Origin of the sequence: Streptomyces puniciscabiei, assembly GCF_006715785.1 — a bacterium.
Taxonomy (GTDB): Bacteria; Actinomycetota; Actinomycetes; order Streptomycetales; family Streptomycetaceae; genus Streptomyces; species Streptomyces puniciscabiei.
The window spans coordinates 5,047,305-5,059,522 of sequence record NZ_VFNX01000001.1 but is presented as its reverse complement, the minus strand read 5'-3'; the positions used below and the strand labels follow the sequence as shown (position 1 = coordinate 5,059,522).

At 70.6% G+C, this 12,218-nt stretch carries 8 protein-coding genes; 7 read left to right on the top strand and 1 reads right to left on the bottom strand.

Annotation, left to right across the window (positions count from 1 at the left end; translation table 11 throughout):
- Nucleotides 1-80: 80 nt before the first annotated feature.
- The 6 genes from FB563_RS23430 (at nt 81) to FB563_RS23405 (ending at nt 9,079) form a co-directional block, all read left to right on the top strand.
- The gene (locus FB563_RS23430) at nt 81-968 is read left to right on the top strand and encodes an alkaline phosphatase family protein (protein ID WP_055710083.1); all 888 of its coding nucleotides are present in this window, start codon (nt 81-83) and stop codon (nt 966-968) included.
- A 1-nt stretch (nt 969) separates the two neighbouring features.
- Nucleotides 970-2,229, top strand: a complete 1,260-nt coding sequence (locus FB563_RS23425) for an MFS transporter (RefSeq protein ID WP_199833028.1) — start codon at nt 970-972, stop codon at nt 2,227-2,229.
- Nucleotides 2,226-3,245: a TolB family protein gene (locus FB563_RS23420; protein WP_142218874.1), complete on the top strand. Its 1,020-nt coding sequence runs from the start codon at nt 2,226-2,228 to the stop codon at nt 3,243-3,245. The genes FB563_RS23425 and FB563_RS23420 overlap by 4 nt, the downstream gene beginning before the upstream one ends.
- A gap of 54 nt (nt 3,246-3,299) precedes the next feature.
- The gene (locus tag FB563_RS23415; RefSeq protein ID WP_055708472.1) at nt 3,300-3,587 is read left to right on the top strand and encodes a hypothetical protein; all 288 of its coding nucleotides are present in this window, start codon (nt 3,300-3,302) and stop codon (nt 3,585-3,587) included.
- A 319-nt stretch (nt 3,588-3,906) separates the two neighbouring features.
- Nucleotides 3,907-8,370 (top strand): tetratricopeptide repeat protein, encoded by a 4,464-nt coding sequence (locus tag FB563_RS23410; protein WP_167528505.1) that lies wholly within the window; start codon nt 3,907-3,909, stop codon nt 8,368-8,370.
- Nucleotides 8,371-8,548: 178 nt separating this feature from the next.
- Nucleotides 8,549-9,079, top strand: a complete 531-nt coding sequence (locus FB563_RS23405; protein ID WP_055703790.1) for a hypothetical protein — start codon at nt 8,549-8,551, stop codon at nt 9,077-9,079.
- Between the two features lie 258 nt (nt 9,080-9,337).
- Here the strand turns inward: FB563_RS23405 and glnA are convergent, their stop codons facing one another.
- Nucleotides 9,338-10,699, bottom strand: coding sequence for a type I glutamate--ammonia ligase (glnA, locus tag FB563_RS23400; RefSeq protein WP_055703789.1), 1,362 nt, complete (start codon nt 10,697-10,699; stop codon nt 9,338-9,340).
- 325 nt (nt 10,700-11,024) lie between these two features.
- Between glnA and FB563_RS23390 the strand changes: the two genes are divergently transcribed.
- Nucleotides 11,025-12,212, top strand: coding sequence for a globin domain-containing protein (locus tag FB563_RS23390; protein WP_055703788.1), 1,188 nt, complete (start codon nt 11,025-11,027; stop codon nt 12,210-12,212).
- Nucleotides 12,213-12,218: the final 6 nt, after the last annotated feature.

Below are 12,218 nucleotides of genomic sequence, written 5' to 3'. Positions count from 1 at the left end.
CGTGGGACGCGGGAAGATTGACGTGTGCATGCTCTGTCCGCACCGCCAGCCCCGTCCCGCCCCCCACACCGGAGGTTGATGTGTCCGGCAGTTCCGTGTACCGCCGTGCCCGCACCGTCGTGGCGTCCACAGCGGCCCTCGCCGCGGCCGCGTTCGGGCTGTGGACCGGGATCGGCGCAGAGTCCGCGCACGCCGCGGGCGCCGTGCCGAGCCCGGACCACGTGGTCGTCGTGGTCTTCGAGAACCACGCGTACAGCCAGGTCATCGGCTCCTCCCGCGCGCCGTACATCAACTCGCTGAAGTCGGGAGGTGCCAGCCTGACGCAGTCGTACGCCGAGACCCACCCGAGCCAGCCGAACTACTACGCGATGTTCTCCGGCGACACCCAGGGCATCACGGACGACAGTTGTGTCACGCCCGGTTTCTCCTCGGCGCCCAACCTGGCGTCCGAGGTGATCGACGCCGGCCGTACCTGGGCCAGCTACAACGAGGATCTGCCCGGCCAGGGCGACACCACGTGCAGCAGCGGCGACTACGCCCAGAAGCACAACCCGTGGTTCGGGTTCAGCAACGTGCCGACGGACAGCGCCATGACGTTCGACCAGTTCCCGACGGACTACTCGACGCTGCCCCAGATGTCGTACGTGGTCCCCAACCTGTGCAGCGACATGCACGACTGCTCGGTGTCCACCGGTGACACCTGGCTGAAGAACAACCTGGGCGGCTATGCGAGTTGGGCCAAGACCCACAACAGCCTGCTCGTCATCACCTTCGACGAGGACAACCGGCTGAGCGGGAACCGGATCCCGACCGTGCTGTACGGGCAGCCGGTGGCCGCCGGGTCGTCCAGTTCCACCACCTACAACCACTACGACCTGCTGCGCACCCTGGAGGACCTGCAGGGGCTGAGCACGCATGCGGGCAACGCGGCCTCCGCCAAGGACATCACCGGCGTCTGGGCGTCCTGACGTGTACGTAGCGGACAGCCGCGCGAGTACGCCGGCATCCGCGGACGGTGCCGTCCGGCCACTGGCCGGGCGGCGCCGTGCCGCGGTCGGGCCTGTCGTGCTCGCGCTCGGGACGGTCAGCCTGGTGACGGACGTGTCGTCCGAGATGGTCACCGCCGTACTGCCGTTGTACCTGGTCAGCGGGCTGGGACTGTCACCGTTGGGCTTCGGGCTGCTGGACGGTGTGTACAACGGGTTCTCGGCGGTCGTACGGCTGGTCGGCGGGCATCTCGCGGATCGGGGCGGCGGGCGGCACAAGTGGGTCGCCGGGTTCGGGTACGCGGTGTCGGCCGTGTGCAAGCCGTTGCTGCTGGTCGCCCATGCGCTGACTCCGATCGGGCTGGTTCTCGCCGCCGACCGCACGGGGAAGGGGCTGCGGACGGCGCCCCGGGACGCCCTCATCTCGCTGTCCAGTACGGCGCAGTCGCGGGGGCGGGCCTTCGGGGTGCACCGGGCCATGGACACGGCGGGTGCGCTGCTCGGGCCACTGGTGGCCTTCCTGATCCTGCGGGCGACGGTGGACGGGTACGACGCGGTGTTCACCGTCAGCTTCTGTGTCGCGGTGCTGGGGGTGCTGGTCCTGGTGCTGTTCGTGCCGGGCGGGCGTGGTGGTGTGGTCGCGGAGGAGCGGCCGAGCCTGCTGGGTGCGGTGGGGCTGTTGCGGCGGCGGGGCCTGCGGCGGATCGCCGTGTGCGCGCTGCTGCTGGGGCTCGCCACGGTGAGTGACTCGTTCGTGTATCTGCTGCTCCAGCGGCGTCTCGGGGTGCCGGACCGGTGGTTCGCGCTGCTGCCGCTCGGTACGGCCGCCTCCTTCCTGCTGCTGGCGATACCGCTCGGGCGGCTCGCGGACCGGGTGGGCCGGTGGGCGGTCTTCGTGAGCGGGCACGGTGGTCTGCTGGTCGCGTATGCGTTGCTGCTCACGGCGTGGCACGGCCCGGCCCTGCCGTACGTCGTCCTCGCGCTGCACGGCGCGTTCTACGCGGCCACCGACGGGGTGCTGATGGCGGCGGCCTCGGAGGGGGTGCCCCAGGCGCTGCGCTCGTCGGGGCTGGCCCTGGTGCAGACCGGGCAGGCGCTGGCCCGGTTCGCCTGCAGCCTGCTGTTCGGCGCCGCCTGGACTCTGTGGGGCAACCGTGCGGCGCTGGTGGGCGCGTCGGTGGCGCTGGTCGTCTGTGTCGTCTTCTCCGTCGTCGTTCGCCCGAAGGGGGCGGTGCCCGCATGACCGTACGCAGCCGCGTCCTGATCCTGGTCGCAGCCGTCGCCGTGCTCGCGGCGGTGGGGCTGGCGTCGGTGCTGCACGCGTCGGCCCGGGCCGACCGCCGTGACCAGGCGCAGGCGGGCGGGCCTCGGGTCACGGCGGGGACGGTGACGCTGACGGGGCACGGGCGGATGGTGTTCCGGAACATGGCGTGGGGGCCGCACCGGGACGAGCTCGTCGGCGTCGCGGCCGGCGACCCGTCGGGGGCACGGACCGCGTCCGGGGTCAAGTGCCTGCGTTTCCACGCCGCTTCGGACACGGGCGTGTGTCTGCAGGCGGTGCACGGGCCGGTCTCGGACACCTATCGCGCGCTGATCCTGGACGCGCGGTTGCGGACCGTGCACCGGTACGACGTCCCCGGCATTCCGTCGCGTGCCCGGGTCTCGCCGACGGGACACTTCGCCGCCTGGACGGCGTTCGTGGGCGGTGACTCGTACGCCGGTACGAACTTCTCCACGCGCGCGGCGATCGTGGACACGAGGAGGGGCGAGCTGATCCCGTCCCTGGAGGCCTTCCGGATCGTCAAGGACGGGCACACCTATCAGGCGGCGGACACCAACTTCTGGGGCGTGACGTTCGCGGGCGACGACCGCACGTTCTACGCGACGCTCGCGACCCACGGCAGCACCTATCTGGTCCGGGGCGACCTGCGCGCCCGCACGGTCACCACCCTGCACCCGAACGTCGAGTGCCCGTCGCTCTCGCCCGACGGCAGGCGGATCGCCTACAAGAAGCGGGTCGAGGGCCTGCCGAAGGACGCCCCTTGGCGCCTGTACGTCCTGGACCTGCGGACCATGCGGGAGACTCCGCTGGCCGAGCGGAGGAGCGTCGACGACCAGGTGGTGTGGCGCGACGCCCGTACGGTCGTGTACGCGCTGCCCGGTGACTACGGCGCGGACCTGTACGAGGTCCCCGCGGACGGATCGGGGGCGGCGCGGCGGATCAGCACGGCCGCGGTGTCGCCGGCGTACATCGGATAACCGCACCGCCGCCAGCCGCGTGACCTGGGCCGATTCGGTCTCGTTGACCAGTATGTGAAGAAGATCACCGCTCTCACCGCGCTCACCGCCGCGGGTCTCGCGCTTGCCGCCCCCGCCCACGCCTCCGACGGCACCCACGGCCGCATCAACATCGCCGGCCGGCCCCTGTCCCCGGACAAGCTGTGCGAGACGGCCCTCGGGCTGGTCCCGCTCACCGCGCCGTGGACGGGCAGCTCGGTGCACGACGCCTGCAACAACCGCCCGCACGTCCACCCCGAACGCGCCCAGCAGCCGCGCCCGGACTCCGTTTCGGACTCGAACTCGGTCTCGGCCTGGCAGTGAGGCGCCGGCGACGACGGACAGGCAACGGCCCGCCCCGAGGGGCGGGCCGACCCGGGGCGATGTGAACGCCCTGACGTCGGCCAAGTCACCTGGTCCGGGGCGGCGTTCGAAGCAGATCGAGCACACGAACGAATAGCGAACGGCCAGTTGTCGCCGGACGTCGATGGGTATGAGGCCTTCGGGCCATTCCGGGCGTGAGGTCCCGTGGGGTGCCCTAGTGTATGGCCGGCATTCAGGCCAGTTGCTGGGGCGCTCACGTGTTGCGGAGTGCCCGGTTCGGGGGTGCGTTGTGACGGGTGCCGGACAGTTCCACGCGTTCGTGTCCTATGCGCATGAGGACAAGTCGTGGGCGACGGCCCTGGCGGAGAACCTGCATCTGCTGGGCCTTGATGTGTGGCTGGACCAGTGGGAGGTGGCCGGGGGCGAGCTGGTGGCGCCGCGGTTGCAGGACGGGCTGGCGAAGGCCGGTGCTGTGGTGGCCGTCGTCAGTCCGCACTGGGTGACGTCCGGGTGGTGCGGTGAGGAGTTCGCGGCGGCCGTGACGGGCGCGGTGGAGCGACGACGGCGCCTGATCCCGGTCCTGCTGGGCGAGGTCGAACTGCCGCCGTTCATCGCATCGCGGCTGTATGTCGACTTCCGTCATGTGACATCCCCGCAACAGTACGAGGGGTTGGTCGGGCAGTTGGAGCGGGCGGTGCGGGGCCTGCCGTCGGGGCAGCGTCCGGAACGCGTCGCGCCGCTGAAGCTGCCGCCCACGGCCTACCGCCCGGATGGGCCCACATACGCGGAGATACGGATCGAGACGGAGTCGACGGTGTTCTCCACCGCGGACCGTGAGGTGTCCTGTGCGCCGCGGGGAGTGGACGGTGATCTTGAGCAGAAGCTGTGGGCGTTACAACGGGCCCGCGCGCGGGCGACGGGCGGTATGACCCTGCGGCAGCTGCCAACGCCGGAGGAGGCAGCCGCTCCCGCAGGGCCGGCGGCGGCCCTGGCCGCTGTGGGTGAGGAACTGGGAAAGCGGTTCCTCCACGGTGAGGCGGCGAGTGAACTGGCCCGCCAGGAGGAGCTGGCCCGGGCGCGGAACGGGTCGTTGCGGATCGGGCTGGCGGTGAGGGATCCAGGGTGGGCGGATCTGCCGTGGGAGACCCTCACCGTTCCTGGTGCGGCGGGCCCGTTGGTGTTGTCGGAGCAGGTGGAGCTGTACCGCACCGTGCGGCGGGACAGCCCGCCGGTGGCGGTGCGGGTGCCGGGGCCGTTGCGGATCCTGGCGGTGGTGAGCAGCCCCGAATCCGGCGGAGGCGAACTGCTGGACTACGAACGGGAGCTGGGCCGGATCCTGGACGCGGTCGACCCGGCGCGCTCCGGGCAGGGCGCGTATGTGCGGGTGCTGAACTGGGGCAGCCTGGCCGAGATCCGTGCGGCCTTGGAGCAGGAGCGTTTCCACATCCTGCACCTGTCCTGCCACGCCGCCCCCGGAGTGCTGCTGCTCGAAGACGGGCAGGGTCACGCCGACGAGGTCGACGCACAACGATTCATGGAGGCTCTGCCCACCGATCGGGGTGTTCCGCTCGTGGTGCTGGCCGGCTGCTCCACCGCCCAAACTCCCGTGCCCGACGATGCGAAGGCATCACCGGAGCAGCCCCCGGGCAAGGAAGAGGCGGCCCCGGACGCCGGCGGCACGGTCCCCGCCGCTGATGCCGAAGCGGAGGGGAGGATCCGTACAGGCCTGGCACGCGCGTTGCTGGAGCGCGGGGTGCCGGCGGTGCTGGCGATGACCGAAGCCGTCACCGACCACTACGCCACCGAACTGGCCGCAGACATGTACCAGACGCTGGCGCGGGCCGAGCATCCCAACCCGCTGACCGCGCTCTCGAAGGCCCGCCGCACCCTGGAAAAGCGGCGCCGCCGGACACAAGACCGGGACCCGCGTACCGGGTGGCCGGAGTGGGCCACTCCGGCACTGTTCCTGGCAGGCCCTCCACTGCCGCTGTTCGACCGCACCGATGGCCACGAGCACGTGACCGGGGTGCCGGAGACCGTGCTGGATGAGGGCATGGTGGTCCGCAAGGTCGGCGACTTCGTCGGCCGCCGCGCCGAGCTGCGCCGACTGCTGTCCGCCCTGCGTGACCCGCGGCGAGCCGGGGTGCTGGTGCACGGGATCGGCGGGGTCGGCAAGTCCACGCTGGCCGCCGAGCTGCTGCACCACTACGGCACGAAGCACCGGCTGGTCGTACCGGTCTCCGCTGCTACGACCCGCACGGTCGACGCCGTCCTGGAAACCCTGCGGCAGTGCCTGAACACCCACTGCCTGACCGAAGGGCTGGCGGAGACGGACCCTTTGCGGCAGGTCGCCGTGGCCCTGACGGATGCCCGCACGCCGTGGCGGGACCGGTGGGAGCTGGTCCGCCGGATCGTGCTGCCAAGGCTCCCGGCCCTGATGATCCTGGACAACGCCGAGGATCTCCTCACCCCCGCGCCGTCCGGCGAGGGATGGGAGCCGGCCGATGCGGAGCTCGCGCATCTGCTGGCCGCGTGGGTGGCGGCAAGCCCGCGCACCCGGCTGTTGGTCACCAGCCGCTACCCCTTCCACCTCCCCCGACGCACGCACAAGCGGCTCGTCGCCCACCATCTGGGACCGCTGTCACTGGCGGAGACCCGCAAACTCATCTGGCGCCTGCCCGGCCTGGACGCCCTCACCCCGGTCGACCAACGGCGTGCGTACGCCGATGTCGGAGGCCACCCGCGGGCGCTGGAATACCTGGACGCCCTGCTGCGCGGCGGCCAGGCGCGTTTCCCCGACATCGCCGACCGTATGGAGGCCGCTCTGGAGGCTCGCGGCGTTCCCGATCCGGAGCGTTGGATGGCAGACGTCCAGGGTGATCTGGACACGGCGCTGGCCGAGACCGTCACCCTTGCGGTCGACGACATCCTCCTCGACACCCTGCTCGACCAGCTCAACGGCGTGGCGGGGGCGCGAGAGCTGCTGGAAGGCATGGCCGTCTACCGCACCCCGGTCGACTGCACCGGGGCCGCCTGGCAGCTGTCGGACCTCACCGCACCTCCCCAACCCGACCCCGCCCTCCGCCAACGCCTGCGTACGGTGAGCGCCCGGATCGATGAGGCCCGCGCGGCCGGAGCGGGACCGGAGGACGGCTATGGCCGGTCGCCCGGGGCAATCACCGAATACCGGGCCCTCTTCGAGGAGCTGCGGCGGCCCCCAGTCGTCCTGGACGAGCGGGCCGAGAGGGCGTTGAAGCAGTTGCTGGACCTCGGGCTGATCTCACCGGCCCCCGCACCCCAGGACGAGCCGGGCAGCCCACCCACCGGCCTGACCGTGCACCACTGGACCGCCGACGCCCTCCGCAAACGCGCCCACCCCGACACCCTCAAAGCAGCCCACCAGCGGGCCGCCGCCTACTGGCAATGGCGCGTCCGCGTCTGGCCCCAGCCACCCAGCGACCGCATCACCCAGCTCATCGAGGGACGACATCACCACCACCAGGCCGGCGACCTCGACCAGGCCGACACCATCACCCGGTACGTGTGCTCCCAACTGCACACCTGGGGAGCCTGGGACTGGGAACAACACCTGGTGGAGGAGACCCTCACCTGGCTCCCCGACCGGTCCCAGCCAGCCGCCGCCTACACCCACCAGCTCGGCATCATCGCGCAGGTGCGGGGGGACTACCAGCAGGCCGAGGAACGCTACCGCGCCTCCCTCACCATCGAAGAAGAGCTCGGCAACCGCGCCGGCATCGCCCGCAGCTACCACCAGCTCGGCATCATCGCGCAGGAGCGGGGGGACTACCAGCAGGCCGAGGAACGCTACCGCGCCTCCCTCACCATCAAGGAGGAACTCGGCGACCGCGCCGGCATCGCCCGCAGCTACCACCAGCTCGGCATGATCGCGCAGGAGCGGGGGGACTACCAGCAGGCCGAGGAACGCTACCGCGCCTCCCTCACCATCAAGGAGGAACTCGGCGACCGCGCCGGCATCGCCCGCAGCTACCACCAGCTCGGCATCATCGCGCAGGAGCGGGGGGACTACCAGCAGGCCGAGGAACGCTACCGCGCCTCCCTCACCATCAAGGAGGAACTCGGCGACCGCGCCGGCATCGCCACCAGCTACCACCAGCTCGGCACCATCGCGCAGGAACAGGAGGACTACCAGCAGGCCGAGGAACGCTACCGCGCCTCCCTCACCATCAAGGAGGAACTCGGCGACCGCGCCGGCATCGCCACCAGCTACCACCAGCTCGGCACCATCGCGCAGGAACAGGAGGACTACCAGCAGGCCGAGGAACGCTACCGCGCCTCCCTCACCATCGAGGAGGAACTCGGCGACCGCTCGGGTATCGCCCGCAGCTACTACCAGCTCGGCATGATCGCGCAGGAGCGGGGGGACTACCAGCAGGCCGAGGAACGCTACCGCGCCTCCCTCACCATCGAGGAGGAGCTCGGCGACCGCGTCGGCATCGCCACCAGCCACGGTCAGCTGGGCGCGCTCTACACCGAGCAGGAACGCCCCGGCGAAGGCGTGTCGCACACGTTGCGGGCGTTGGCGCTTGAACTGGAGATCGGAAGTCCGCCCGATGCGAGCCTCTACTGGCTCATCCGGCAGAGGGCTCTCCTCGGTGACGACGCCTTCCGATCCCTCCTCGACGAACTGCTGCCGTACGAGGCAGCAGCAATGATCATGAGCGCCACGCAACCAGAGGACGAGTCCGTGCCACCTGAGGAGCCGACCGACCCGGGCGATCCCACCGGCACGGACCCGGAATAGACCGCAGCGCGGCATCCCAGTGGACGATCCGCGGATCCCTCGGACTCACCAACCCGGCATCGGCCACGCCGCCGCAGCACGCGGTGGGCTGCCACCCCCCGCCATGTGATCCACCCCAGTAACGTGGGCCAGGGAAACCGAGGACACAACACCCCGTCAGCAGCCAAGGAGAACGGTCATGGTGCGCGCGCCCAAGAGCGTGGATGTGAAACTGAACCTGCGCGTGCTGGAGATCTCCGGCACCTGGGAACCCAACGACGCCGAACGCCGCGCAGCCTGGGAAGTCTATGTAGAGCTTGTCACACGAATCTCCGTGGTCCCCCTCCGCGCCGACGAGGGCCTGCTGCGTGAAGCACTCAGCAGCCTGTACTCCCTCTTCGCCACGACCCGTGACGTCCTGCGCCGGCACGGCCCCGAAGTGGCCGAGCCCAAACGCAACGGCCAGTACAACTTCGGCTATCTCGCCGTCGCCCTGCTCAACTTCGGCATCCGCCCCCTGCTCGCGCGCTGGCACCCCGCACTGGAGGACTGGGAAAACCAGCGCCCGGCAGACCGCTCACGCCGCGACCACGAACAACTGTGGCCACACGCCGACGAACTCCGCGCAGCCCTCGCCGGCACCCGCCACATCCTCACCGCCTACGCCGACCTCCTCGCCAGTGCCTGCGGCGTCCCCAACCTCTTGCAAGCCGTACCCACCAGCGAGTAAGCGCGTGACGCCCAGCAACGACGGACGACAACCTTCGCCACGCCCAGCCCGAGCTGCCTCTTGGGCGGGAGCGGACGGCCGACGTTGCCGAGCGGGGCGGAGACATCAGCGAGCGTGGGCGACGACGGGTGCTTGATCGACGAAGGGAAAGTCGAGACACGCCTTACTGCCGTCAAGCACACCGCCAATCGGTCCGCCGAAACCGCCCTGCGCCAACGCTGAGGACGAGCGCCGAGGGGAGCCCCCGGGACCCGCCCCTTACAGCACCGGCAGGTTCTTCCGCAGCTCGAAGGCCGTGACCTCGCTGCGGTACTCCTCCCACTCCGACTTCTTGTTGCGCAGGAAGAAGTCGAAGACGTGCTCGCCGAGGGTCTCGGCGACCAGGTCGCTGCTCTCCATGAGGGTCAGGGCCTCGCCCAGGTTCTGCGGGAGCGGCTCGATGCCCATCGCGCGGCGCTCGGCGTTGGACAGGGCCCAGACGTCGTCCTCGGCGCCCGGCGGGAGCTCGTAGCCCTCCTCGATGCCCTTCAGGCCGGCCGCCAGGAGGACGGCGTAGGCCAGGTAGGGGTTGGCGCCGGAGTCCAGGGAGCGGACCTCGACGCGGGCCGAGCCGGTCTTGCCTGGCTTGTACATCGGGACGCGGACCAGGGCGCTGCGGTTGTTGTGACCCCAGCAGATGTACGACGGGGCCTCGCCGCCGGCGCCGGCGGTGCGCTCGGAGCCGCCCCAGATGCGCTTGTAGGAGTTCACCCACTGGTTGGTGACCGCCGAGATCTCCGCCGCGTGCCGCAGCAGGCCCGCGATGAAGGAGCGGCCGACCTTGGAGAGCTGGTATTCGGCGCCCGACTCGTAGAACGCGTTGCGGTCGCCCTCGAAGAGGGACAGGTGGGTGTGCATGCCGGAGCCGGGGTGCTCGGAGAAGGGCTTCGGCATGAAGGTCGCCTGCACCCCCTGCTCCAGCGCCACCTGCTTCATGACCAGGCGGAACGTCATGATGTTGTCCGCCGTGGAGAGGGCGTCGGCGTAGCGCAGGTCGATCTCCTGCTGGCCGGGGGCGCCCTCGTGGTGGGAGAACTCCACCGAGATGCCCATCGACTCCAGCATGGTGATCGCCTGGCGGCGGAAGTCCATGCCGACGTTGGTGGGCGTGTGGTCGAAGTAGCCCGAGTTGTCGGCCGGGGTCGGGCGGGAGCCGTCCAGCGGCCGGTCCTTCAGCAGGAAGAACTCGATCTCGGGGTGGGTGTAGAAGGTGAAGCCCAGGTCGGAGGTGCGGGCCAGGGCGCGCTTGAGCACATAGCGGGGGTCCGCGAAGGACGGGGAGCCGTCCGGCATGAGGATGTCGCAGAACATGCGGGCGGTGCCGGGGGTCTCCGCGCGCCACGGCAGGACCTGGAAGGTCGAGGGGTCCGGCTTGGCGATCATGTCGGACTCGTACACCCGGGCGAAGCCCTCGATGGCCGAGCCGTCGAATCCGATGCCCTCGTCGAAGGCCTGTTCCAGCTCGGCGGGGGCCACGGCGACGGACTTCAGGAAGCCCAGCACGTCCGTGAACCACAGGCGTACGAACCGGATGTCACGCTCCTCCAGTGTCCGGAGCACGAACTCCTGCTGCTTGTCCATCTTCCGCTTCCCCATCCTTGCTGGTCAGGCCGCCTGTCCCCCGTCCCGCGGGAGGCGGTCGGGCACCTGAGCATCCCACCACAACACCATTTCATGCGCGTTGCGGACCTTGATCGCGGATGCGTCCTGGGACTGAACGCCTCTCGTCCGGCAGGTGTACTGCCGTGTGGCCCATCTTGCCTGTTCGGACCGACATCCGTAATGGCCGATCCGCTTCGGACGTGAGGGAAACCACGCCTCTTTAATTTGCATCTCAGATGCAACTTTTCTTAGCGTTTTGATCAGCCGAGATGTGAAGAGATCCGGCGAGATCCGAGGAGATCCGATGCTGTCCGAGCAGTCCGCAGCCACCGTCCGCGCCACCCTTCCCGCCGTCGGCGCGGCTATCGGCGAGATCACCGGGCGCTTCTACGCCCGCCTCTTCGCCGCCCACCCCGAACTGCTGCGGGATCTGTTCAACCGCGGCAACCAGGCCTCCGGCGCCCAGAAGCAGGCCCTCGCCGGATCCATCGCCGCCTTCGCCACGCACCTGGTGGACCGCCCGGACCAGCGGCCGGACGCCATGCTCGGCCGCATCGCGCACAAGCACGCCTCCCTGGGCGTGGCCCCGGAGCACTACCCGATCGTGCACGAGCACCTCTTCGCCGCCATCGCCGAGGTTCTCGGCGAGGCCGTCACGCCCGAGGTGGCCGCCGCCTGGACCGAGGTCTACTGGCTGATGGCGAACGCGCTCATCGCCGTCGAGAAGCGGCTGTACGAGGAGAGCGGCGCCACGGAGCGCCGGCCCTGGGAGGTCGTGGAGCGCGTCGAGGAGACCGCGGACGTCGTCACCTTCCGGCTGCGGCCCGCCGACGGCGGCCCGGTGCGCGACTTCCGTGCCGGCCAGTACGTCTCCGTCCAGGTGGAGCTGCCCGACGGCGCCCGGCAGATACGGCAGTACAGCCTCTCCGGCGCGCCCGGCGAGACGCTCCGCCAGTTCAGCGTGAAGCGGGTGCAGGGCGACGACGCGACGCCCGACGGCGAGGTCTCGAACCACCTGCACGCGCGCGTGCGCGTCGGTGACGTCCTGGAGCTGTCCGAGCCGTACGGCGACCTCGTCCTGGACGCCGGGGCCGGCACCCCCCTGCTGCTCGCCTCCGCCGGCATCGGCGTGACCCCGGTGATCGCGATGCTGGCCGACCTCGCGGCGGGCGGCCACGGCGGCCCGGTCACCGTCGTCCACGGCGACCGCTCCCCCGCCGACCACGCCCTGCGCACCGACCACGAGACGTACGCCGGCAAGCTCGCGGACGCCTCCGTGCACTTCTTCTACGAGCGGGGCGCCGAGCCGGGCACCCGCACCGGCCTGGTCGACCTGGCCGACATCGCCGTAGCGGCCGGCACGCGCGCGTACCTGTGCGGCCCGCTGCCCTTCATGCGGGCGGTCCGCACCCAGCTGATCGAGAAGGGCGTGGCCCCGGCCGACATCCACTACGAGGTCTTCGGCCCGGACCTGTGGCTGGCCCAGGGCTAGCGGACC